The sequence below is a fragment of the Catenovulum sediminis genome (genome assembly GCF_007289895.1).
GTDB classification, from domain to species: Bacteria; Pseudomonadota; Gammaproteobacteria; order Enterobacterales; family Alteromonadaceae; genus Catenovulum; species Catenovulum sediminis.
This window is the reverse complement of record NZ_CP041660.1, coordinates 1142666-1166955: the sequence shown is the minus strand read 5'-3', so window position 1 is coordinate 1166955 and position 24290 is coordinate 1142666. Positions and strand designations below refer to the sequence as shown.

Here is a 24290-nt window from a genome sequence, read left to right as displayed (position 1 = left end):
TTGCGCGAAACGTAAAAATAATTATACTGTTTATTTGTACAGTGTTTTTGTGTGTCGGGTAAATAACTATGAATAAGCTTATTGAATATTTAGAAAACAAGCAGCTTGTTTGGCATGGCGCATATAAAAAGCCGCAAATTACAACCTCTAGTTCGGGTTACCATGAGCTCGATAGCCAATTAGAGGGTGGTTTTGCTGCAACCGGCGTGATTGAAATTTTATCAGATATCGCAATAGGTGAGCTGCGCTTATTGCTTCCTTCACTGCTTAAGCAAAATACGCAGCAGAAGTTCTGGATTTTTATTGCCGCCCCGGCATGCGTGAATGCGCAAATGCTGGTTAAGCAAGGGTTTGATTTAAATAAAGTGTTGTTTATTCAGCCGACGACACAACAGGAAATTTTATGGGCGGCTGAATTGTGTTTAAAAAGCGGATGCTGTTGTTCGGTTTTGATGTGGCCGCACAAAGCATTGGATGTCCACCAAATAAAACGACTGCAACTGGCTTGTGAAAAAGGTAATAGTCGAACCTTTATCCTGCGCCAGCAACGCACAGAAAGCATTTCTTTACCTTTTGATTTAAGTTTGTCGTTAAAGGCAAATGAGTCTGGTTTACTGGCCAAAGTGAACAAACGCAGATATGCCTGGCCTTCTGAATATTTTGCTATCAATATGCAAGCGCATTGGCCTGAATTGGTGAAACAAAATACCTTAAAACAAGCATTGCATAACGTTATTGAATTTCCGTTTGCGCGAGAAATAATATGATGGAAATTGGCTGATGGTTTTATGGTTATATGTGCATTTTCCGGCTTTGCAGTTGGATAGTCTGTTTTGCGACGGGCACTATCCAGTAGCGATTGTGAATCGTCAAAAAGGCGAATTGTTGCAAGTGAATAAAGAAGCCCGCCAACAAGGCATTCGCATTGGCATGGGGTTAGGATCTGCCGCGGCATTATGCGCTGATTTACAGGTTTTCCCGTACGATCAAAAGCTTGAAAAACAGCGTTTGCAGCGTATTGCACAATGGTTGTATTTGTTTACCGCAGATATTGCTTTAGATCCGCCAAATGGTTTGTTTATTCGGGTGAGCCATATGCTGAGCTTGTATACCAGCGTGACGCATTTTTGGCAGACTTTACAAGATGCTTTACAGCGTGTGCAGGTTGGTTATCAGTATGCGTTTGCTTATTCACCATCCGCAGCTAAATTATTGGCCGGACATGCTATTAATCAGTTAACAGATGATGCAAGCGTGATCCAAAAGCAGATTGCCTTATGTGATTTAAGTAAAACCCCGCTCAGTGTTAAATTGCAGGATAAGCTCAAGCGAATTGGCATTCACAAAGTAGGCGACTTATTACAATTGGCACTGCCTGATATTGCCAAGCGTTTTGATATTGAGTTAGTGACTTTTGTCGGGCAGTTAAATGGCCAACTCAAACAAGTATTAGAATTTTATCACCCGCCAGAACAGTTTAAACACCACTTAGAATTGTTGTTTGAAGTCAGTAATGTGTCTGTATTAGACAAACCACTTTACAAAATATATGTGTTATTACAGCGTTTTTTAAATTTGCGCGGTAAGCTGGCTCAGACTCTGTTGATAGAGTTACATTTGCGAGATGAGGCGAGTCAATTTGTTAAAGTCACGGCCGGCCAAGGAGAAGCCAGTGCCGATAAATGGCTGGCATTAAGTAAGCTCACTCTTGAGTCTGTGCGTTTAAATGCGCCGGTTGTGGCATTAACGTTAGAAGCCCAATCACTGATTAACCATGCTTTTGAGCGTAATGATTTGTTTGCCGGCCAGCAAAATAGCATGAGCCCACAAGAGTTAATTGCTCAGCTACAAGCTAAATTAGGCGATAAACAGGTTACACAGTTGCAACTGGTTGATGATCATCGACCCGAGCTTTGTAGCCGTTTGTGCCCCCCAGATTTCTCTGTCACACCTAAGGGTTATGAGCACAAGCTCGTGCCGGCATTAAGACCCTCTTTTTTATTGGCACAAGCCCAGCCGCTGCATGAAAAAGTAGAGATCTTACATGGCCCTGAGCGTATTAATACCGGCTGGTGGGATCAACATGTGGTGATTCGTGATTATTTTATTGCCCGCACTGAACAAGGCCGCTGGTTGTGGATATACCGTACACCACAACAAAATTGGTATGTGCACGGTTTGTTTAGTTAGGTAAAAGCGAATGTATGCTGAACTGTTTTGCCAAAGCAACTTTTCGTTTTTACAAGGTGCATCACATCCGGAAGAGCTGATTTATCAAGCGGAATTTTTGGCATATCACTCGCTGGCGATAACCGATGAGTGTTCTGTTGCGGGTGTAGTTCGCGCGCATAGCGCTATTAAAAATCAGCAACTGGCGATTAAGTTGATTGTCGGCAGCATGTTTTATTTAACACCGGCAATCGATGCGAGTGCAGAGCAACCCCAAGTGATTTTGTTATGCCCAAACCGTCAGGCCTATGCTGAATTATGCCGGATCATCACTAATGCACGGCGACGCAGTGAAAAAGGGCATTACCAGTTGGCTGAATGGGATTTAATGTCGGTTAAACATTGTTTTGTGCTGTGGCGACCCAGCGGGCATTTACAACAAGATGAATATTGGGCGCGCTGGCTTAAAAAATATCATGCGTCCCGTTTATGGTTAGCTTATGTACGCCATTTAACCGATAAAGATAAATCTTACCAACAGCATATCAGCCACTTGGCAGAGATGTTTGCGCTTAAAATTGTTGCTTGTGGTGGTGTGTTAATGCATTCGGCCGCACGGCAACCGTTACAGCATTTGTTAAGCGCGATTAAACAAGGAAAAAGTGTTGCTGAATTGGGCACTGAATTATTATCGAATACGGAAGCTTCATTACGTTCTAAACAAAAGTTACAAAAATTATTTAAAGCACAATGGTTGTTGGAGTCTGTGCTGATAGCCCAACAATGCCGGTTCAATTTAGATGAATTGCGCTATGAATATCCAGCTGAGTTAGTGCCAACCGGTGATTCTCCTATGGCTTATTTAAAAAAGTTGGTACAAAAAGGCATTCAATTTCGTTTTCCACAAGGTATTCCGGCTGATATTCAGTTAACGATTGATAAGGAGCTGGCACTGATTGATGAACTCAATTATGCGTTTTACTTTTTAACCATTCATGATGTTGTGATGTTTGCAAAACGACAGGGAATTTTGTATCAGGGGCGGGGCTCAGCCGCAAATTCAGTGGTCTGTTATTGTTTAGAGATTACCTCTGTTGATCCGCGGCAAATTTCCGTTTTATTTGAACGCTTTATCAGTAAAGAGCGTAACGAACCACCCGATATTGATGTTGATTTTGAACATGAAAGACGGGAAGAGGTGATTCAGTACATTTATCAAAAATATGGTCGTGAACGCACCGCAATTGCTGCAACTGTTATTACTTACCGATTAAAAAGTGCGATCCGAGATGTGGGCAAAGCGTTAGGAATCGAGCTGACACAATTAGAGTTTTTTATCAAAAATCTGAACCGGCGCGATAAAGGACTCAACTGGCAAGCGCAAATTGTTGAGTTGGGGTTACAACCCGATTCCAATACAGGACAACAATTTATTGCACTTGTGAATGAAATCTTGGGTTTTCCACGTCATCTTTCACAGCATGTCGGAGGATTTATTATTTCATCAGGGCCTTTATATGAGTTAGTGCCGATAGAAAATGCAGCAATGCCTGAGCGCACCGTTATTCAATGGGATAAAGACGATTTAGAATCGTTAGGTTTATTAAAAGTTGATGTATTGGCGCTGGGTATGTTAAGTGCTATTCGTAAGTGTTTTTCTTTGATTAAAGATTTATACCAAAAAACATTAAGCATTGCGGATATTACTGCTTTACAAGATGATCCTAAGGTTTACCGGATGATCCAAAAAGCCGATACCATTGGCGTTTTTCAGATTGAGTCGCGTGCACAAATGAGTATGCTGCCGCGCCTTAAACCGGCCTGTTATTATGATTTAGTGATCCAGATAGCGATAGTGCGGCCCGGCCCTATTCAGGGCGATATGGTGCATCCGTTTTTAAAAAGACGAAATGCCGAAGAAAAAATTGACTATCCGTCAGATGAAGTTAAACAAGTATTAGCAAGAACCTTAGGTGTGCCTATTTTTCAAGAGCAGGTGATTAAGCTTGCGATGGTGGCCGCCGGGTTTAGTGGCGGGGAGGCCGATCAGTTAAGGCGGGCGATGGCCAATTGGAAAAAAACAGGCGAGTTGATCAAATTTAAATCTAAGTTGATCAATGGCATGTTGGCGCGGGGTTATCAAAGTGAATTTGCAGAGCGTATTTTTCAACAAATCTGTGGCTTTGGTGAATATGGTTTCCCAGAAAGCCATTCTGCATCTTTTGCGGTGTTGGCGTATGTTTCTGCATGGCTAAAATATTATTATCCGGCGGTTTTTTATTGTAGTTTGCTAAACAGTTTGCCGATGGGTTTTTATAGCGCTTCGCAGTTGGTGCAGGATGCTAAAAGGCATCAGGTGCCGATTAAACCTGTCTGTATTAATTTATCGACTCAACAACATACTGTGGTATTTGAAAACGGGCAAGCGGGTATACAGCTGGGCTTTCGTTTAGTGAAAGGTTTGTCTGATAATGCAATACAACAAATTGTGGCGCAGCGGCCCGCAGGCGGATTTACCTGTTTAACCGAAATAAAAACATTGGCGCTGCGTGCCGATGATATGCAAAAACTGGCCAGTGCGGATGCATTTTACCGTATTGCCGGTAACCGTTATCAAAGTCGTTGGCGTTTGATGGACCAAGAAGATGAATTGCCGTTATTCCAGATGCCAAATAAGCAGGCGTTAAAGACAGTGCAAGAAAATGCGCAAACTTATTTGTTTCAACCTTCAGAGATAGATAATTTAAACGAAGATTATGCCGCAACCGGGCTGACGTTACACAAGCATCCTATTACTTTATTGGCGCAAGCTGGCTTGTTGGGGCGCTTTACCCGTATGCAGGATTTAATCCATCAGGCACATAAATCAATCGTGCAGGTGATTGGTGTGGTCACCGGAAAACAATCACCCGGCACGGCGGCGGGAGTGACATTTATCACATTAGAAGATGATACCGGTAATATTAATGTGGTTGTTTGGTCGGCGACTTCCCGTGCGCAAAAAAAAGCATTTTTGTCAGCTAAAATATTAAAAGTGCATGGCATATTAGAGCGAGAAGGCGAAGTGATTCATATTATTGCCGGTAAACTAACGGATCTAAGTCACCAGTTGGCTGAATTAAATACAAGTTCGCGGGACTTTAAATAAAGCCTTGTAACGGATAATAAGTTTTGCTCTTAGTGCCGCAGGCTGCGGCTCGTGTCAGGGGGCGTATCATTATTTATAGACTCACTTAAGTGCCGCTTATGTAATAATAAGCAATATAAATCGACATAAATCAACAGATTGTAAATTAAACTAGGTTAAACCATATGGCATATTGGTTGTTTAAAACAGAGCCGGATACATTCGGTATTGAAGATCTAAAAAATCGTCCTGCACAAACTGAACCCTGGGATGGCGTGCGTAATTATCAGGCGCGCAATTTTTTGCGCGATCAGGTTAAACTGGGTGATCATGTATTTATTTACCATTCCAGCTGCAAATTAGTGGGGATTGCGGGCATCGCTGAAGTGGTTAAAGAAGCTTATCCTGATCCCAGTCAATTTAATCCAGAATCTAAATATTACGATGTTAAAGCAACCGCAGAGAAGCCGCGTTGGTTTTGTGTAGATGTCAAATTCAAGCAGCAATTTAAACAGGTTTTACCCCTTAAGAGCATTAAACAAATGCCCGAAATACAGCATTTAGGCTTAGTTAAAAAAGGGCATAGATTGTCTATTATGCCGGTTGATAAAGATGAGTGGTCGATCTTGTATCAACAGGCTGCAAAATAACAATAGATTAGCGGTTTAATAAATTCGCCGGAGAATATTGATCGGTTAAAACTTCACTGTTTGTATCCCAGTCTATTTTATCTGTTATATAGCGGGTAATTTTTTGCCAATCAACCTGATATTTTTCTAACTTTGTCTGCAAGATATCAGGTTGCGTCAGGTTAAAATTAAACTCGTCGCAATTACAGGCAAAAATTAAGCGGTTACCTTTTGTCGGTGCTTTAAACTGGTATAGCTTGCCAAATACACTGTGGTAAGTCGCTGATTCATAGTCGTATAACTCACTGGTGCTAAAGGTATTGGCCGTTACTAAACCATTGTCACTGAGCAATGCTTTGATTTCTTGTAAAAATTCCTGCGTCATTAAGTGTTCAGGAATATAGTCGCCATTAAATGCATCTAAAATTATCCAGTCAAACTGCTGTTTATTCAGCAAAGCGCGTTTCACATAAACCCGCGCGTCTTTGATTTCCGTTTTAACTTTAGGGCTTTCCTGATAGGCAAAATATTTTTTGGCCATTTTGACCACGACAGGGTCGATATCGACTGAAGTAACTTCTGTCTTCGGAGATATCTGATTAATAACATTAGACAAAGTGCCCCCACCTAAACCTAAAATCAGTACACGTTTTGGCGTTGGGTTATGCGCAAAACCCGCTAATGTGCCTTGTGCATATTCAAACACAATTCTATCCGGTGCGTTGATATCCATACAGGCTTGATTACTGACTTTTTTGCGTCTGGTTTCAAAGCGCATGCAGCGTATTTTATTGTTTTCTGTTATTACGACATTGCGGTAAATCGAACGGGATTTTTCAATTTCTTGCGCATTAACCAGCGGGCTTATGCTGGTTGGCAATAGCAGAGACAGCGTGGCAAAAAGCAATTTATTTAGTTTCATAAAGTTTAGTTAATTTTGTTGTGCGGTTGGTGCATTAAAATCAGTTTGCTGCTGTTTTACGTTAATTTGATCGATCAGCAATGCAAGCAAACCGGCGGTAAATAATATTGAAAAGGTTAACCAGAGTATTTGGTTCACTTCTAACCAGAGCACTAGATAAAACGAGGTCATGATAGTGCCAATGGCACTGCCCAAGGTCGAAACAAAATATAAAAAGCCAGCCGTTTGACCGGATGATTGTGCGCACACAGTTAATAGCCTGACTGAGTAGGGGGCTATCATCCCCATGACCACACTGGGCACTAAAAATACACAAGAGGCTGCCAGCAAAGAGCCGTATCTGGGATCTTCAATTATTTGAAATACAAATTCAAAAATAACTTGTGAATAAAAAATGCTGGGGAGTAAAGCGATTGCAGCGGTCATAAAAATAGCCGCAAACTTCTTTAGGCTGGGCTGATATAAAGACAAGCGTCCGCCGCACAAATAGCCTATCGACAGTGCCAGCATAAATACTGTAATGATGCTGCCCCATACATAAACGCTGCTGCCAAAATAAGGCGCTAGCATGCGTCCACCCAACAGTTCAAACGACATGATGGAAAAACCAGCACAAAATGCCAGTAAAGTAATTGCAAATTTATACATATATTTCTTAAACAGAGAATTAACTTTGTCTTAAGATACAGGTCTAACTTTGCTGGGGCAAGAACAAGATTGAAGCAAGCGCTGTATTTACCGCGCTTTATCTATACCATGTTTTTTTATAAATTGAGCTGCGGTTTGAATGTCACCAAAAGCTGAAATGAGCATGTTTTTACCATGCTCTTTAAGCTCAGGATCATCCTGCTGCATTAACAGTTGATACCAGGTTTTAACTAAAGGAACAGGTGGCTCTTTTTTTGCGTTCATATTGTTAAGATCTTTAAAGTTAATTGACTGCGGTTCAAGTATACATTAAGTCATATTCTGGCAAGTCATACCAGTATTTTTCTAATCATGCTTATCCCCTAAACTTTGGTAGAAGGCATTGTACTTTACTGAACCATCTTTTTTCCAAAAATTTAAAGCCGGTATTTGAACTTCCCATAATTCGGCGGCATTCCAGATATATCCGTTTGGCAATTTAGTGCGTAAATAGTTTTCAGTGTAATGGCTTATCTCACGGCTTTTGGCAAAAAATAAGTTACTTTCTTGCGAAACAATAATCTCAGCCTGGCTGATAAACTGTAATTGGCGCCGCGTGACTTGTTTACAAATCGGTTCATCAACGTTAGACGGATAGAGTGAAGAAACAATTGCCCGCTCTATTTCCCCCGTTTCGTGCTGCACAAAATAAATGCCAGAACCTAACGGGAAACGACCGACCATCTGCAAAAAGATAGCAACATAATCACTGCGGTAAGCCTGTGCATGTGCGCCATTTTGTAAAATGTCATAGGCCTGATAAATTTGCTGATAATCAAACTCGGGTTTGGTTGACAGAATAATTGAGGTGTAAACCATTGGAATGCGCAGCGCATCACCTAAAGAATCGTTTGAATTAGAAAGTGAATTTTCTATATATAGGATAAAAGACAGTATTTTACTTTCGAACTTTAGATATTTGTCGCGTTGTTCTTTTGTATCAAAACGCTGATGTACAATGCCAATGCCTAACTTGATATAGTCGATAGACTTTTCTCGTTGCACTTTAACTAATTCATTGCGCGTTTCATTTTCTAACACGCGGTATTTGTCTTTGCCTAAAATAGTGTCGACTTCAGGGCTATGAACACCTATCGATTGCAGTAAAGAGGCTTTCGCCAATGGTTTTAATATTTCTTCGCGATAATGCATTTTTATGCCCGCTGGCATGGTTTGGCTCTCGGTTTGTGAGTCGGCCATTAAACTGTATTTTGCATGATCGCCATCGGCAAATATCTCATGCAGTTTTACTTTGACATAAGGGTGCGATATTTTGTTTTGACGTCTAAGCGCTTCAAAAAAAGCGATAGTCAAGGCGGTAATAAAGATAGGTTTATTTTTTTCGTTTTGAATATGCCGCACCTTGTCATCCGGCGAGGGGGCCGATAGGGCTATTGTCCCTAAAAACTGGCTAAATATTTTGCGTCCATTGAGTAAATCTAACATTTGATCCACTAAGTGATCTAACATTTCATAACGTAAACTGTTCGCATTTCTGATCGTCAGTTCAAGGTCTTTCAGTTCATTGCCGGTTTTTTGGTGCAGAGTACAGAGTTGTTTAAGGTAATTTTCAGTTGAATCCTGATTTTTTATTCTCGGTAGTTTTCCATGTTTTTGACGGTAATTTTCGATAACATCAATTTGTTGTTTGTACGCTTGTTTTAGTTTATTAAGTTGCGCTATTTTCGCCTGTTGGTTTTGATATTCGGTAAAGAAAACTTTTGCATCGTCTACCAGCTTATTGTAGTCCTGTCTGAATTTAGCAATTTTTTTGGAAATAGCACTCGCCATAGAAGGAATTTTGGATAACCGTTCTGTTTGATAGGTAAGACTGCCTTTTGATGGCACCTTTTTACTGTCCAATAGCATTAGTTAAAATAATCTCGTTAAACCACATGCCTGCTCGTTAGTAATAAATAAATGGACTACTTGTAATGAATATTAGGTTAAAATTTTTCTTGACGCTATTTTGTTGAAAGCGCGTCACCAAATAAAATACCAGCGTAGTGAGATTCGGTTATTATCCAAGTTAAGTTCAGTCGTTTGTTGTTCTGTTTGTCGCTTTAATTTTATTTTCTGCACTTCGTATGACAGCATTACACTGCTATGAAAATCTAATCGATAATTAGCGGCTATTTGTATGCTTTGGCTATCTGAATCTTGGGTAAAATCACTTTTGGCTTTTAGATGAGTCGCGAAACTCCGAGTAATAGGTACATCTAAACGGATTCCGGCGTAAGGCAACCATTTGTCGTTTTCAAACTTGATATCATTATTTTTGTCGTTTAACTCATGTTTTAAATATTCAATGCCTAACAGTCCATAGGCGTTGATGCCATTGTTAAAGGCCAATAAACTACGCGCCATATCAAAATTAGCATTCAATGCTTGGTATTTTACGTGCTCTTGATTATCAGATGAGAGATCAAATTGGTTGATCTGGTAACTGACCGCCCACTTGCGGCTAATTGAGTATCCCTCTACGCCGAGCAAAGTTAATAAGTTTTCTTTGCTGGATTGATTTGACAGCTCGTCTTCAAAGCGACTTTGCTGACCTTGATTGTCTTGCACTGCAAGTGTTAAGTCGCCTTGATATTTAGATAATCCGACACTGATGCCGTGGTGCCAGCCAATCGCCAAGCTGTTTGTTGATAATGTGCATGAAATCATTGCGATACTGGCTAATCTGGTAAGCTGTGTTTTTTTCATGTTGCTCGTATTTGTATTTTTTATATGTCGAAATTATACCCAGTTTGACAATTTAATGTATCTTCATTACAAATTTTTTATTGTTAAAGGTTGTTTTAATAACTAAAAAACGCTTTTTTCTCGAATAAGTTTGTAATTATCCTCTGTTCAGTAATATATTTTGTCAATGTGTTAATTTTACGCACAGTCGTGATTTTATTAATTTTTTTGTTTGTCTTTGTCGCGGAGTGTTGCTGGATGCGTTTCCAACGCGGTTTATTAGCTGAGGCTAATCTACATAGTTTGTACCTAATGTTTAATGCGGTGGATGGTTTTGAAAATGAAATCCGTCAGCACATTGCGTGTTTTCAAGGTATGATTAATCAATACTCAGATGAATATTCTGAAGCTGAATTGAGTGCATTTATTGCCATTGGTTCTGGATATTGGGACCAACTTTTTCCTGCTGCAAGACCTAAGTTTCTGCAGGACTTCCCAGCTATGGAATTCGCTAACCGTCGAGCCCCACATACCCCCTTTGATATTTTTATTCACATCCGCTCAGATCGCAGCGATGTTAATCATTTAGTTGGGACACAGGTATGTAATTTGTTTGGCGATTCGATTCATTTAGCTGAGCAAGTTAAAGGGTTTAGGTACTTGGACGGGCGGGATTTAATGGGATTTATTGACGGTTCTTCTAACCCTCACGGTGCAAAGCGTAAAGCGGTTGCGCTGGTGGGGGATGAAGATCCTGAATTTGCCGGTGGGAGTTATGTCCATATTCAACGTTACCGGCATGCGATGGAGCAATGGAATGAACTGCCAAACAAGGTTCAGGAAAATATAATTGGCCGTGATAAAGCAGATGATTTTGAGTTAAAAAACCGTCATCAACCGGCATTTTCTCATTGCAGACGTACTAAAGTGGTAGATGAAGAAGGACAAGTAGTTGAAATTTTAAGGCAAAGCATGCCGTATGGCACAATGCGCATTCAAGGGCAATTTTTTATATCTTGCGCACGCAGTCCACGGTTATTTACCTTATTATTAAAAAGCATGATATGTGGTGAAGACCAGCATCACTACGATAGGTTATTGGATTACACGCGAGCGGAAACAGGTGCTGCATTTTTCGCCCCTTCAGTTGATTTTTTACGTCAGTATATTAGCTGACTGATATCCCAGGTTTGCAACAGCCCAAAACTGGTGCTGGCGGTTAGCTGCTGATCGTTTAGGGTAAATGCAAAGTCTAGTACGGTTGCCGCAAAATGATCGCTGGTAATATGCCATTCTGCTATTGGCTGTCCATTGTCTACCGACCATATTTTAATTTTCTGATTGGGCGCACCGGTAGCCAACAGTTTGCCATTGTGCGAAAACTTTACTTGGGTAAAGATTTGCTGGCGTGCGATATAGCGCAGTTTGCTGTGTTGCTGACCTGTTGTTAGATCCCAGATGATCGATTGGTTAGTACTGTTGGCGGTGAATGCATAACGTGCTTTATTATCGAGCGCTAACTGACTGATTCGTCCTTGTAAGGACAGATCCCGTGTGATTTGAGCGCTTTGTGTGTGCCATAGGTAGGCAGAGCCATCATAGCTGCCTGACAACACATAGTGGCCGTTTGGTGTAATATCGAGCGCGCTGATACGCTCTGAGTGTGCTAAAAACTCTAATCTTCTGCCGGTTTGCAGGTTGATAAACAGTACGCGCCCATCCATTAAACCCAGTGCAACTTTTTCTCCACCATTGGCTAAATCGGCAACCATAATTTGTGACGCTTCAACTTGATAAAAGCCTCGGTTCGCGCCTGTTTGAAGGTTCCATATAGCAAATTGATTGCTTTCGGCGGTTAATACAAATCGACTATCATCACTGATTTTGGTGATATGGACTCGGTTTTGTTGATTGGGTTTATGTTGCCATACAAACTTTGGAAGATTTTTATCCAGGTCCCACAAGCTGACACCTTGTTGGGTACTCATCACTGAATATATTCCGGCTTGTGATAAATCAGCGGCGTATGCGCCGTTATCCGTTTGCTCGATACGGTTTATTTCTGTTGGCGCATCTGTGCATGCTGCCAATAAAATTAAAGCAAGCAAAGCTGAGAAGTAATTTCTCAGCTGGTTATGCGTTTTTTGTATGGTTAGCCGAATATCGACTTTTGTAATAAGTGCCATTGTTGACTCAAATGTTGTGATGGCAGATGACTAAAATCACTGCGGACAAATTGCCTGATTTGTCCTTCAACCCAACTGGTTAAAAGTTTGGCGATAACGGTTTCGCCACAGGGTAATTCTTTACCTTCACGCATCGGACGTTCACGTAATATTTGTTTATATTGCGTTTCGATTCGCTCAAACAAGGTATTTACCCGACTGCGCAGCCGCTGTTGTTCACCCATCAATGCATCCCCGCTCAATAAACGTGAGATCCCTGGGTTTTTTTCTGCAAACAATAAAATTAATTGAGAAATTTTTGTGCAACGAACGAGTGATTGTTTGTCTTCTTCGATAATTTTATTGATGCGACTAAAAATCGTATCTTCTACAAAGTCTAGCAGACCTTCAAACATGCGTGCTTTACTTGGAAAATGTCGATATAACGCAGCCTCAGTAACGCCTACTGCTTCTGCCAACCGAGCCGTGGTAATTCGTTCACCTGGGTTTGTCTCTAGCATGTTAGCAAGAGCTTGCAGGATTTCCTGCTTACGATTGCTGACTTTTTTTGTATTCATAATGTTTTGCTACTAATTGTATAAGTTGAATGGCAAGTTGCAGTTTGTGCATGGTCGGAAAGTTTTGTTCTCCGTTAGGCCAAAAAACGGTTACTGCGTTTTCTTCACTGTTAAAACCAATGTTTTGTTGTGAGACATCGTTCGCCACTATCATGTCCAGATTTTTGCGCTGCATTTTATCTTTCGCATAGTTTGCGACATCTTGTGTTTCGGCTGCAAAACCGACACAAAATGGTTTTTCAATTTGTTGCGCTATGGTGGCTAAAACGTCTGGGTTTCGCTCTAATTGCAAGCTTATCTGATGTTGATGTTTTTTGATTTTTTGATCTGCTACCTGACTGACCTTGTAGTCGGCAACGGCCGCGCAAGCAATAAATACATCACAATTTGGGCTATAACGTTCAGCCGCTTGCAGCATTTGCTGTGCACTTTTGACGGCTATTTTGGTAATACCTAACGGCGTTTTTAATGCACAAGGTCCACTGATTAGGGTAACCTGAGCGCCTAATAACTGGGCGGCGTGGGCCAATGCGTAGCCCATTTTCCCTGAGCTGTGGTTGCTGATATATCGTACAGGATCGATCGCTTCTTGAGTCGGTCCGGCGGTGATAACGACTTTTTTACCGGTCATCACTTGTGGTAAAAATAATGCGGGTAATTGTTCGACAATGTCTTCCGCTTCCAACATTCTGCCTAATCCCACGTCACCACAGGCTTGTTCACCACTGGCTGGGCCAATAATAAAGCGGCCATCTTGTTTTACCGTTTCAATGTTTCTTTGCGTTGCCGGTGCGGCCCACATTTGTTGATTCATTGCAGGTGCCAACACAACAGGTGCGCTGCTGGCTAAACATAAAGTTGACAGTAGGTCATTTGCCAGACCTTGCGCTAAGCGTGCGATGATATCTGCGCTGGCAGGCGCGATGAGTATTAAATCAGCCCATTTAGCGAGTTCAATATGCCCCATAGCGGCCTCAGCATTAGGATCAAGTAAATCACTGGCGACAGGGGTGCCAGAGACTGCTTGCATCGTTAACGGCGTAATAAACTGCTGCGCTGCAGGTGTCATAACGACACGCACTTGCGCACCTTGTTCGACCAGCCTACGCGCTAAAATGGCGCTCTTATATGCTGCGATCCCACCACTGATACCCAATAGAATTTTTTTATTTGAAAGAATGCTCACCATGTTCTCAGGCGTGTTGCTAATTAGTAAGTATTAACTATACTCTTGATTGATGCAGAATGCATTAGTCGGGATAGGAATTTATCAGGGTAAAGGAAATGATATGAGTATTAAAGATTGGCCTGCCGAGCAACAACCTCGTGAAAAATTAATTAACTTAGGTGCAGATGCGTTAACCGACGCTGAGTTATTAGCTATCTTTCTGCGTACAGGTGTGGTCGGATTATCGGCTGTTGATTTAGCCAGACACTTGCTCAATGAGTTTGGTAGTTTACGTGCGTTATTAGGCGCTTCTCAAGACGAATTTAGCTTAGGTAAAGGATTAGGGGCTGCCAAATATTGTCAGCTACAGGCTTGCGTTGAAATGACTAAGCGTTACTTAGCTGAAACGATGAAAAAAGGGGATGCCTTAACTTCAGTTGAAGCGGTCCGTAATTATTTAAAAGCTTGTTTACGGGATCTTTCTAACGAAGTGTTTGCTTGTCTATTTTTAGACAATCAGCATAGAGTAATTGAATTTGAAACGCTGTTTTATGGAACAATCGATGGGGCGTCTGTTTACCCTAGAGTAGTTGTTGAAAAAGCATTGCAGAAAAAAGCGGCTGCACTTATATTTGCCCATAATCACCCTTCTGGTATTGCTGAGCCGAGTCAGGCCGATAAACAGATTACGCAACGTTTAACACAGGCTTTGGCGTTGGTTGATATACGTGTGCTCGATCATTTTATTGTTGGCGAAGCGGAACCCGTCTCTTTTGCAGAGATGGGCTTGCTTTAATTTTCAGCAATTTTAATAAAATAGATTGACTAAATGTACTCAGTCATGTATAAAATGCGCCCTCTTGAATCAGGGTACGCAAACTATTTTGTTTAAGGTCAGCAAGCCTTAAACACAGTATTTGGAGACACAGCAATGTCTAAAGTATGCCAAGTTACTGGTAAAACGCCTGTAGTCGGTAACCACCGTTCACACGCGAACAATGCGACTAAACGTCGTTTTTTACCAAACTTACAATCGCACCGTTTTTGGGTAGCGAGTGAAAACCGTTTCGTCAAACTGCGTGTATCCACTAAAGGTATGCGTATCATTGACAAAAATGGTATTGACGCAGTTTTAGCAGATATCCGCTCACGCGGAATCAAACTATAAGGAAGCCATTATGCGCGATAAAATTCGATTGGTTTCTAGTGCCGGTACTGGGTTTTTCTACACTACCGACAAGAACAAAAAGAACATGCCTGGCAAATTTGAAATTAAAAAGTTTGATCCGGTTGTTCGTAAACACGTTGTTTTCAAAGAAGCTAAAATTAAGTAAGCTGATTTGTTGATGTGTTCAGAGAAAACCCGGTTTACCGGGTTTTTTTATGCCTGAAATTTGCTAAGTTTAAAGTATCCATGCTTTTAGCGTTATAATACGTCCTAAACTTTAGAGGTTATTTGTGATTAGGCTGTCACGTGCGGGTTGGAACAATGTACTTATTTTTGCATCATTGATTATGATCTTTCTGTTCAACGGTTTGCATATGAACTTTGGCCAGCAAGCGGCAAGTGATAAGCAAAATATAGCAGTGCTTCCAGCAAATCAGCATATATTAACCATTGATTTTCCGGGGTATTCAATTGAGCGAGTGGGTCGTGATTGGCGAATCGTGGCGGCTGAACATATTCCGCTGCAAGCACAAAATGTAGTACAAGCATGGCAGGCGCTGTCTGCAACCGTTGTCGCTCAAGACGATAATTTTTTACAACCCTATTTACCTGATGCAGTGATTGTATTTTGGTTTGCAGATTCACCCCAAGGGTATGTTATTCAATGGTTTAATTTGCCTTCGGGTAGTTTTCTGAAAACACCGGACAATCTACTACAAGTCGATGAATCGCGTTTTTCTGAATTGGTGTATCTGAGTCGTCCGTTAGAAAACTAATTGAGGGTGCCTTAGGGCGTGTTTATCTTTGTATTATTTTTGAGCAATAGGCTATTTTAATCATTAACAAAGCAGAATGAGTGGGGTTTAGTCATTCTAAATAAACGAATTCTAATGCCGTTAAGGGTTAAAATAGCCATTGCCCTTCGGGCTGAGGCCAAAATGGTCTTATGCAGCGTTAGAAATAACTTATTTAGATGACTAGACTTCATTATTTCTGCCTTGCCTAAGACCATTTTTTCTCTCAGCTCAAATTATAAACAAAGATAAACACGCCCTAAGGCTTTTCTTCTATCGCGTCGGTTTCTTTTGGCGTACTGCTTTCTTGTTGTCTAAGCTCTAACAACCTTTCCAATCCCATACTCAACATATACTCTTCTGTTACATTTAAGCCGGCAATGAGTGCACCTAATTTCTCTGCACCACGATAAATAGCCATTGCGACAAAAAACGAGTAGTCCTGTGTACTCTCATCCCACTTTGCTGGGCTGATATAAAACTTACTGTTGGTGATCGCGCGTTGGAATTTGTCTTCATCCCCTTGCCAAAAATCTGTTGTAGTTGGATATGCGGCGACTAACGCGCCATTAAGGTCGACTAACATAATTTCGGCAATGCTATATTGCGTTGAAGCAACCAATTGAGCCATTTCTTGCGCAATAGGGTTTTGCGTTATTTGAGTTTGCAATTCAACTGAGTTATGCCATTGTTTATCTTTTGCTAATATTTCATCCAAAGTAAATGGGTTATAGAATCGATCATTCAGTGCTGTTATTACCGCTTCAGAATGCCCTAAACGGTATAAAAGTCGAATGTGGGCATCTACTATTGCTTGTGTATAGTTTCGACTGAGGCGTTTGACAGGGTCAGCAAGAGAATAAACTGTAAAGCAGGTTATGATACTGGTCAGTATTGCCGTTAATAAATGGCTTTTAAACACTGGTGATACCAAATAAATGTATAAAGTATATTAAATTTAGGCTGTTTTGTTCAGCGCTGCAAATTACTTTAGACGGTTTGCGTAATTTTTTGTAAACCCGGTGGATTGTTGATATCTATGCCGCGTGATTCTGCCAGTGGGGTTAAATCTAAATAAAAGCGTTGCATTAATGCCAGAGGTTGTAGGCGAGGTGGTATATCTTTTAATTTTTGTTGAATATGTCGTACTGCAATATTATTTTTTTCAAAGTGTGCGATTTGTTCCATATGGGAGGCATATGACTCATCATGGACTATGGTATTGAAAATTTTAATTTTATGTTCAACTAAACCAACCGCGCCATGCAGAAACTCAGCCGTACTAAAAGGCTCTGCGTGAATACCACACAAGCCTTTGAGCTTCATGGCTATTTCTTTTGCAACCGAAAAACCGAAACCGCGACCTAAGATCGCGCAGTTTTGCGTATCTTTAAAGTCTTCTGGTAATAATAACGGCGGAGCATCAATCGCTTGTTGCAAATATTCTGGCAATTGCATTATTTGTTTTTTAAGCGCTTTGTTGTGTGACCAGGTAGCCGCTAATTGCAATAAGGCTGACAATGTTGTCAAAAAAGTTTTGGTTGCACCTACTGCATTTTGTTCCCCCGCCTTCAAAGGGAGTACAACATCAATCATTTCGGCCAACGGCGAGTTTTCATCATTCACAATGGCCACGACAAAGGCGCCGGCATCACGTGCCATTTTGGCTTGCTGCAATACATCTGGGCTTCTACCAGATTGTGAGACGACGAGCACCAGTGATTTTTCTAAGTTTAACTTTTGCCCATAAATACTGGTTACAGATGGTGCGGCACCAACAACAGGTACGCCGGTTTCTGTTTCAAATAAGTATTTTGCATAACCACTGGCGTGATCTGAAGACCCTCGGCCGACCATATAGATAAATCTTGGTTGCATGATTTTTAAATGCGAACCCAGTTTTTCTATCGTATGTTCGTTTTCTTCTAACTGTTCGGCGATTCTAGCGGGTGCTTCTTTAGCTTCGTCTGATAGCAGAGAGTATGTCATTTTGTAGCTCGGGTCGTTTGATAATTCCAGTGCAGTATACAGATTATCTTTATTTCATTTATTGTGCACTTTATCAGGTTATTAGATGGATTAAACCGCTTTTTTATACCGATTTGTATTCATCTTAGATATTATGATTATTTATCGCGAGTGTTGGGTGCGCTAACAACAGTAATGCACCGCTAACAGGATGTTGTGTCGAGAGTTTTACCTCGTTTTGTGTGCTCAGGTGGTTGATATAGTATTGTGCCATGCCGCCCATTAAACACACAGGGCCAGCAATTTCCTGATTTAACCGTTGAATGAGTGTACTTAAATAGTCGCTAGCTTGCTGCACGATAAAAGTAGCAGCCGGCTCTTTTTGAACCGCTAATTGCATCACTGTCGAAGCCAATTTAGCAAATTCACAAGGGCTGGCTTGATACCAGTGTTGACTCAATTCAACAGGGCTTTGTGATGCGCTTAAACGACACATTTCCTCACTTAGTGGGCTATCTTTTTGTAATCCATCGAGTACCAGTAGGGTATGTTTAATTGCTTGTTGGCCTAACCAGGCACCGGAAGCTTGATCGCTTAACTGCAAGCCATAGCCGCCTATCATAATTTCTTGTTTTTCGCTGATTGCCAGTCCACAACTTCCCGTTCCAATAATAATGACTTTTCCATAACGGCTTTGATGCGCAGCATAACAGGCAATATGCAAATCTGTGGTAAAATCAAACTGTTTAAAAGGGTGTGGCCAGTTTTTCAGGCGCTGGGCAATTTGCGGTAAGTTTACCCCCGCAAAACCGCCGACTACATCACAGTTTTTAATCGCTCGCGCAGGGTAGCCGCAGGCGGCTAATAACTGCTGACAACAAGATAAAATATTAGATGTTGCCCCATCAAAGTCTGATGCTATATTTGCCGGCCCTCCGGTGTAACTGCCAATAGCGTTTGTCGTATCGTCGGCCAAATAAAGCTGAGCGAAACATTTAGAACCACCGCCATCAATGGCAATTATCATGTTTTTATTATTCGACAACGGCTGGTTTCTCGTATGGTTGGATCACATCAATCACTCTTTCGACGCCGGCCATATTACGGGCTATGGTTAACGCAATTTTTTTCTCTCGTGGGGTTAATAAGCCCATTAAAAAAACTTCATTATTTTCGGTAAATACCTTTACTTGATGGCCGTCTAGTTCTTCATCCGCCAGCATTCTTGATTTCACTTTAGTGGTCAGCCATGCATCTTTGGTGCGTTGCCCTGCACCGGTTTTTTCTGCAACTCTAAGCTCGTTATAGATATCACTGAAATCTGGGTATTCACTGGCTAAATCTAAAATTCTCTCTCTGACATATTCGCTCGGTACCTGGCCGACTAGCAGAATGTGCCGATTGTAACAGACGACATTGACATGTGTTAATCTATATAATTCAGGATCATTTTCAATCCAGCGTGTAATGGTTTGTTCAATTTCATGATCTTGTACTTGGACGCCTACCGCTCTTCTATCACTAGCGACGGCCGCTGTTGTCGCCGCTGCTCCGCCAAAAACCGCGACCGCACACCCGCTCAGTTGGATGGTTATTAAACCGGCTATTATGATTCGAATGAGAGACATAATTTACATTCCAGGAAATAAAGTTTTTTCAATTGCATCACAGATACTGTGCGCAACCAGTTGATGGACTTCGTTGATGCGAATGGGTTTGTCGGATGGTACCCGTATCTCGACATCGTTGGGCCCTAACAATCCGGCTATCTCACCACCATCACCGCCGGTGAGCGCAACAACCAGCATATCTTTTGATAGTGCCGCTTCAATGGTTCTTAATGAAGTTGCAGAGTTTGGCGTTGCACTGATTATGACCAGCACGTCACCGGCTTGAGCGACCGCTCTAAGTTGAGTCGCAAATTGTTGTGTCGCCTGATTTTCATCACTGAGCAAAGACGCGAGCATAGGATCTGCAACTAACGACATGGCAGGTAGGCTAGGGCGCTCGTGCTCGAGTTTATAATTCAACGCGTTGGCTAAAACAGCCGAGATAGAATGCGAAAGGCCATCACCACAACAAAGGATTTTCTTTTCTGCCAATAAGGCGTTGAGCATAATGTTGGCTGCATTTTCAACAATGGGCGCTAAAACATCCAGCGCGGCTATTTTGGTATGAATACTCTCAGTAAAGCTTTGTTTTATCAGTTCTTGCATATGACTCTTAATTTTCTGTTGTTTTTACAATGACTAGAAAGCGTTTTTGATCCAATTTAAGGTGTCGATTTCACCGTCAATGGTAATCACATCAAATCGAATCGCAGTGTGATGGATATTGTATCCTTGTAATTTCAAATACATCATGGCCGCTTTCCGGACTTTGTTCTGTTTACTTGCACTGATAGTGGCTGCTGCGTTGCCATATTGACTAGCAGATCGGTATCTGACTTCGACAAAAATAAAAGTATCTTTGTCTTTGCAGATAAGATCGATTTCACCCATTTTACAATTAAAGTTACGTTCAATGCAGCCTATTCCTTGTCTGGCTAGGTATTCTTGCGCTGCTTGTTCGAAATTTTGTCCTATATTTCGCTTATTCATTGTGCTTTTTTCGTTAGTGCTAAATTAATCACTCGTCCGTTATCGAACTTTGCCCATTTTAATGCGCGTTCAACTTGTCCGTTGTTGGTTAAATTTAATGTACCGGTTAGTCCTTGATGGATAAAACCCGGGAAAACCCGCATTTGCGCCAAATACGGGACTAAACTGTAGGCATCATAACCAAATGCGAAAAAGCGCGATAAATCGTCAGATTGATTCTTCCAGACAAGCTGCATTTGGTGTGCAAGTTTGGTTTTGTTTGCCTGACCCGGTAAAATCCATGGCATATCACTAAATATTATGTGATTTAAATCGCGTAAATCGGCATTGTTCAATTTACTACTAAAGCTGCGTGAACTGGCGTATATCGGGACCAGTGGCGCAAAAGGCGCGGTGTTGATATCAATGTATGGTTTTAGGATACGGGTTTGGGTCGGGTCGCCAATTACATATATCGCATCTATATCTTGTCGGTTGCGCGCGTCAGCTTCAAATTCTTTAGGTTTTCCCAATAGTGAGCGAATGGTGGCGATACGTTCTCTGCTCCCTGCCGTTTCCATTAAGCGTTCAACACTTTCTTCCATTTCATCGGTGTTTGAATAAAAACTTACAGCAACAGGGCGATCGGTTTGTGCTTGGTAAAATTGGATAAAGGCTTCGCTCATGCGTCGGCCAAAACTGTCGTTGGAAGCCAGTACAATTGGATTTTCAAAACCTTCTATCAGCATACGTTCAGCGGCTTGTATTGCTTCGGTTTCAGGCGACAGTGCATAGTGGAATTGATTTTGGCTGAGTTGGCTCTGCTCAGGTACATCATTGAGAAATAAAGTTGGGATGGTTACGTCAGCCAAAAACAAGTTTTCGACGTGCTGTTTGAGCAATGGTCCAATGATAAAGTCGTATGCTTGGTTTTGTAGTGCATCTATCGTGAAAGTTTGGCTGTCAATAAAAGTGACATTTGGCGAGTGACTTAAAGCATTTTCAAAACGTGCTGCAATAATGCCTTGTTGAATCGCCTGACCTTGTCGTTGAAACTTGCCGCTGAGGGGCAAAACTACCGCAATATTAGCCGGTTTAAATGGTTCTGCTTTTAACGCTGCTTGCAAAGCCGGAGGGAGTTGTTGTGCGGCTGGGTGTTGTGGGTATTTTGCTTGCCAATGGCGGATGTTCAACAGCATGTTCGCTGGGCTGTCGGCATAGGTTCGCGTAACATTTAATAAGGCTAACCAGCCACTTAACTCGACTTCGTTTGGATCTTGAAAGTGGGATAAGGCCGTTAACTCTAATTGGACTAAGTTTTGCCAAATTTGATTACTCAGTGTTTCTTTTTCAGCGGGTTCTGCTACATAATCTTTTAATGCAATTTTAGCGCGGGCTGCGGCTAAAAAATGATGTGTATGTTCTGCGCTAATGCTTTTTGCTTGTAACAAGCGCTGTTCAAAGCCTTGCAGTGTTTTAATATTCTCTACAAAAGGATAGGCTTGTGCGTACTTTTTAAATTCGATAAGCGCTTCAGACTGAAATAAATTGTACTGATGACGTACAAACTCGCTCATATACTGTGTTTTTAACTCACTCATTAAGGTGAGCGCTTGAGCCGGTTTATTTTCCTGTATATATGCATCTGCTGCACGCACATACCAAAGCGTAGCTTGATATTCATCAGTTGCATTTGCAGCTCTCGATAAGTATTGTTCTGCGCTAATTTTATTGTCAGGAACAGGGCTTATGTCGACCGGTTGTGTCGGCGCTTGCGTTTGTGGCGGTGTGCTTTCACAAGCCGTGAACAATAAAACCATACTGAGGCTTAAAATAAGCTTAATTTTCATTCTATTAATCATTCTTTCCTGAATAACTATATTATTTGGGTGACGCCGCAGAGCCAGTAACACCAAGTGAAGTGTTGTTAGTTCAACCCAAGGGTTACGGTTTTGTACAAGTTCGACGGCAAAAAGTTACGGTAAATAACAGCTGGCTCTAGTATATTACGTCACTGGTAAATTAAAAAGACAAAGCAAGGGTAACGTTAATGCAGCAAGCAGGCAAACTCTATGTGGTGGCGACACCAATAGGAAATCTCGAAGATATTACACAACGCGCGCTTAATGTGCTGCGTGATGTCGACTTTATTGCTGCCGAAGACACTCGTAATGCGCAGAAATTATTGCAGCACTACGGCATTCAGAAAAAGTGCTTTGCTTATCACGATCACAACGAAAGTAATCAAACCCCAGCCGTTATTAAACAATTACAAGATGGATTGAATATTGCGCTGATTTCAGATGCAGGCACGCCGCTGATTAACGATCCGGGCTATCGATTAGTTAGTCAGTGTCGTCAGCAAGGTCTGCAGGTTGTACCCGTGCCGGGTGCATGTGCGATTATCGCGGCATTGTCAGCAGCTGGTGTGGCCACTGATCAGTTTTATTTTGGTGGTTTTTTGCCTGCTAAGAGCCAAGCGCGTCAATCTATTTTAGCGCGGCTATCAGAGCAAGTCGCTACAGCTGTTTTTTATGAGTCTACACATCGTATTATCGCCAGTTTAAAAGATATTCAATTAACCTTAGGCGCCGACAAAAAGGTCGTTATTGGGCGGGAGTTGACAAAAACGTTCGAAACTTTTTACACCAATACAGTCGAAAATGTACTCGAGTGGATGCAAGGTGATCATAATCAACAAAAAGGTGAGTTTGTGGTTATTATCGAAGGTGCTGAAAAGCTAACTGAAGTGGACGCCAAATGTATAAAACTATTGGAAAGCTTACGCCCGCATATGCCATTAAAGACCGCAGCTGGGATTGTTGCAGAGACTTATGGGGTCAAGAAAAAAGCCGTTTACGAAGCGGGTTTGCAGTTATAGTTTAATTTGCCAATTACGCCTTTAAACTTGCGCAAATTGGCGAATTAAATTGTGGTAAACATGGTGTAAACTGTCTAGTTGCGCGCGATTGGCGGCTGAATCTGTAATTAAACTTTGAATGGTTTGATCTAACTCATACAGGTTTTGACGCACATGAGCGTCTGCAATTAAACTTTGCATCCAACAGATTGCGGCTATCCTTTGGCCCGCGGTGACCGGTGTCACTTTATGTAAACTGCTAGAAGGGTAGAGGATTGCATCGCCCGCATTGAGTTTTACTTTCTGCTCGCCAAATTCGGTTGATATAACTAATTCACCCCCTTGATAACTTTCTGGCTCAGACAAAAATACCGTCATAGATAAATCACTGCGCAATACGTCCTGACTGTTTGGCATGCGCATAATGGCCGCATCAACATGATAGCCATAAGTTTGGTTTTCGACATACCGGTTAAAACAAGGTGGAAATATTTTCTCTGGTAGGGCGGCTGACATCAGTTTTGGCGTTTGGCCAATGCGACTTAACAGCTGATTGACTAACTGCTTTACCTGTTGGTTTTCGCCATCGGCCTGACTGTTATTTTTGACATCTGCGGCCATGCCCATCGCTGTATTTTGCCCATTTAACCAAGGGACTGTGTCTAATGTTTCAAGATATCGTTTAATTTCACTATGACTAAGTAGTTGCTCGATAACGACCATATATATTCCGACAACCTATTATTATAAAAAATAAGGTGATGGCCTTAAACCATCACCTTGTTGAT

The 24290-nt window shown here is 41.6% G+C and carries 26 protein-coding genes; 10 read left to right on the top strand and 16 right to left on the bottom strand.

The features are described 5' to 3' along the window. Positions 1-68 precede the first annotated feature (68 nt). The 4 genes from imuA to FNT16_RS04520 all read left to right on the top strand — a co-directional run bounded on the left by imuA (position 69) and on the right by FNT16_RS04520 (position 5946). Positions 69-767, top strand: a complete 699-nt coding sequence (imuA, locus tag FNT16_RS04535; protein ID WP_143870430.1) for a translesion DNA synthesis-associated protein ImuA — start codon at positions 69-71, stop codon at positions 765-767. Positions 768-780: 13 nt separating this feature from the next. Beyond that, on the top strand, positions 781-2190 hold the full coding sequence (locus tag FNT16_RS04530; RefSeq protein ID WP_143870429.1) for a Y-family DNA polymerase: 1410 nt from the start codon (positions 781-783) through the stop codon (positions 2188-2190). A gap of 10 nt (positions 2191-2200) precedes the next feature. Continuing rightward, positions 2201-5317: an error-prone DNA polymerase gene (locus FNT16_RS04525; protein ID WP_143870428.1), complete on the top strand. Its 3117-nt coding sequence runs from the start codon at positions 2201-2203 to the stop codon at positions 5315-5317. Positions 5318-5481: 164 nt separating this feature from the next. Further along, positions 5482-5946 (top strand): EVE domain-containing protein, encoded by a 465-nt coding sequence (locus FNT16_RS04520; protein ID WP_143870427.1) that lies wholly within the window; start codon positions 5482-5484, stop codon positions 5944-5946. Between the two features lie 7 nt (positions 5947-5953). On the opposite strand, the gene FNT16_RS04515 is transcribed toward FNT16_RS04520, so the two are convergent. The 5 genes from FNT16_RS04515 to FNT16_RS04500 form a co-directional block, all read right to left on the bottom strand. Continuing rightward, positions 5954-6847: a spermidine synthase gene (locus tag FNT16_RS04515; protein ID WP_143870426.1), complete on the bottom strand. Its 894-nt coding sequence runs from the start codon at positions 6845-6847 to the stop codon at positions 5954-5956. Positions 6848-6856: 9 nt separating this feature from the next. Further along, the gene (locus FNT16_RS04510; protein WP_143870425.1) at positions 6857-7495 is read right to left on the bottom strand and encodes a fused MFS/spermidine synthase; all 639 of its coding nucleotides are present in this window, start codon (positions 7493-7495) and stop codon (positions 6857-6859) included. 87 nt (positions 7496-7582) lie between these two features. Then, positions 7583-7759 (bottom strand): hypothetical protein, encoded by a 177-nt coding sequence (locus FNT16_RS20335; RefSeq protein ID WP_185976691.1) that lies wholly within the window; start codon positions 7757-7759, stop codon positions 7583-7585. 81 nt (positions 7760-7840) lie between these two features. Further along, positions 7841-9382 (bottom strand): hypothetical protein, encoded by a 1542-nt coding sequence (locus FNT16_RS04505; protein ID WP_143870424.1) that lies wholly within the window; start codon positions 9380-9382, stop codon positions 7841-7843. Between the two features lie 135 nt (positions 9383-9517). Next, positions 9518-10243 (bottom strand): porin family protein, encoded by a 726-nt coding sequence (locus FNT16_RS04500; protein WP_143870423.1) that lies wholly within the window; start codon positions 10241-10243, stop codon positions 9518-9520. 237 nt (positions 10244-10480) lie between these two features. On the opposite strand from FNT16_RS04500, the gene FNT16_RS04495 reads away from it, so the two are divergent. Beyond that, positions 10481-11398, top strand: a complete 918-nt coding sequence (locus tag FNT16_RS04495; protein WP_143870422.1) for a Dyp-type peroxidase — start codon at positions 10481-10483, stop codon at positions 11396-11398. Here the strand turns inward: FNT16_RS04495 and FNT16_RS04490 are convergent. Genes FNT16_RS04490 through coaBC form a run of 3 tightly spaced genes read right to left on the bottom strand, consistent with a single transcriptional unit; the run spans position 11383 to position 14154 of the window. Further along, complete coding sequence (locus FNT16_RS04490; RefSeq protein ID WP_143870421.1) at positions 11383-12408, bottom strand: WD40 repeat domain-containing protein; 1026 nt, start codon at positions 12406-12408, stop codon at positions 11383-11385. The genes FNT16_RS04495 and FNT16_RS04490 overlap by 16 nt on opposite strands. Continuing rightward, complete coding sequence (slmA, locus tag FNT16_RS04485; protein WP_143870420.1) at positions 12375-12965, bottom strand: nucleoid occlusion factor SlmA; 591 nt, start codon at positions 12963-12965, stop codon at positions 12375-12377. The genes FNT16_RS04490 and slmA overlap by 34 nt, the downstream gene beginning before the upstream one ends. Beyond that, on the bottom strand, positions 12937-14154 hold the full coding sequence (coaBC, locus tag FNT16_RS04480; RefSeq protein ID WP_143870419.1) for a bifunctional phosphopantothenoylcysteine decarboxylase/phosphopantothenate--cysteine ligase CoaBC: 1218 nt from the start codon (positions 14152-14154) through the stop codon (positions 12937-12939). Before coaBC ends, slmA begins: the two co-directional genes overlap by 29 nt. A 100-nt stretch (positions 14155-14254) precedes the next feature. Between coaBC and radC the strand changes: the two genes are divergently transcribed. The 4 genes from radC to FNT16_RS04460 all read left to right on the top strand — a co-directional run bounded on the left by radC (position 14255) and on the right by FNT16_RS04460 (position 16077). Then, the gene (gene radC, locus FNT16_RS04475; protein ID WP_143870418.1) at positions 14255-14929 is read left to right on the top strand and encodes a RadC family protein; all 675 of its coding nucleotides are present in this window, start codon (positions 14255-14257) and stop codon (positions 14927-14929) included. A 135-nt stretch (positions 14930-15064) separates the two neighbouring features. Continuing rightward, on the top strand, positions 15065-15301 hold the full coding sequence (gene rpmB, locus FNT16_RS04470; RefSeq protein ID WP_143870417.1) for a 50S ribosomal protein L28: 237 nt from the start codon (positions 15065-15067) through the stop codon (positions 15299-15301). A gap of 10 nt (positions 15302-15311) precedes the next feature. Further along, positions 15312-15467 carry a 50S ribosomal protein L33 gene (rpmG, locus tag FNT16_RS04465; RefSeq protein ID WP_016956430.1) on the top strand — a complete coding sequence of 52 codons (156 nt, stop codon included), beginning with the start codon at positions 15312-15314 and terminating at the stop codon, positions 15465-15467. A 124-nt stretch (positions 15468-15591) separates the two neighbouring features. Beyond that, the gene (locus FNT16_RS04460; RefSeq protein ID WP_143870416.1) at positions 15592-16077 is read left to right on the top strand and encodes a hypothetical protein; all 486 of its coding nucleotides are present in this window, start codon (positions 15592-15594) and stop codon (positions 16075-16077) included. 277 nt (positions 16078-16354) lie between these two features. On the opposite strand, the gene FNT16_RS04455 is transcribed toward FNT16_RS04460, so the two are convergent. The 7 genes from FNT16_RS04455 to FNT16_RS04425 all read right to left on the bottom strand — a co-directional run bounded on the left by FNT16_RS04455 (position 16355) and on the right by FNT16_RS04425 (position 22492). Next, positions 16355-17017: a PDC sensor domain-containing protein gene (locus FNT16_RS04455; RefSeq protein WP_143870415.1), complete on the bottom strand. Its 663-nt coding sequence runs from the start codon at positions 17015-17017 to the stop codon at positions 16355-16357. 68 nt (positions 17018-17085) lie between these two features. Continuing rightward, a complete protein-coding gene (gene nagB-II / locus FNT16_RS04450; protein WP_143870414.1) occupies positions 17086-18084 on the bottom strand; it encodes a glucosamine-6-phosphate deaminase NagB-II in 999 nt (332 codons plus the stop codon). Positions 18085-18208: 124 nt separating this feature from the next. Then, complete coding sequence (locus tag FNT16_RS04445; RefSeq protein WP_185976690.1) at positions 18209-19090, bottom strand: glucosamine kinase nucleotide-binding domain-containing protein; 882 nt, start codon at positions 19088-19090, stop codon at positions 18209-18211. A 7-nt stretch (positions 19091-19097) separates the two neighbouring features. Beyond that, complete coding sequence (locus tag FNT16_RS04440) at positions 19098-19691, bottom strand: BON domain-containing protein (protein ID WP_143870412.1); 594 nt, start codon at positions 19689-19691, stop codon at positions 19098-19100. A gap of 3 nt (positions 19692-19694) precedes the next feature. Beyond that, positions 19695-20279: a D-sedoheptulose-7-phosphate isomerase gene (locus FNT16_RS04435; RefSeq protein WP_143870411.1), complete on the bottom strand. Its 585-nt coding sequence runs from the start codon at positions 20277-20279 to the stop codon at positions 19695-19697. A 33-nt stretch (positions 20280-20312) separates the two neighbouring features. Further along, on the bottom strand, positions 20313-20663 hold the full coding sequence (locus tag FNT16_RS04430; protein WP_143870410.1) for a YraN family protein: 351 nt from the start codon (positions 20661-20663) through the stop codon (positions 20313-20315). Next, positions 20660-22492 carry a penicillin-binding protein activator gene (locus FNT16_RS04425; protein ID WP_185976689.1) on the bottom strand — a complete coding sequence of 611 codons (1833 nt, stop codon included), beginning with the start codon at positions 22490-22492 and terminating at the stop codon, positions 20660-20662. The genes FNT16_RS04430 and FNT16_RS04425 overlap by 4 nt, the downstream gene beginning before the upstream one ends. A gap of 200 nt (positions 22493-22692) precedes the next feature. On the opposite strand from FNT16_RS04425, the gene rsmI reads away from it, so the two are divergent. Next, positions 22693-23523: a 16S rRNA (cytidine(1402)-2'-O)-methyltransferase gene (rsmI, locus tag FNT16_RS04420; protein WP_143870408.1), complete on the top strand. Its 831-nt coding sequence runs from the start codon at positions 22693-22695 to the stop codon at positions 23521-23523. Between the two features lie 21 nt (positions 23524-23544). Here the strand turns inward: rsmI and FNT16_RS04415 are convergent, their stop codons facing one another. Beyond that, positions 23545-24225 (bottom strand): Fe2+-dependent dioxygenase, encoded by a 681-nt coding sequence (locus tag FNT16_RS04415; RefSeq protein ID WP_143870407.1) that lies wholly within the window; start codon positions 24223-24225, stop codon positions 23545-23547. Between the last annotated feature and the right edge of the window lie 65 nt (positions 24226-24290).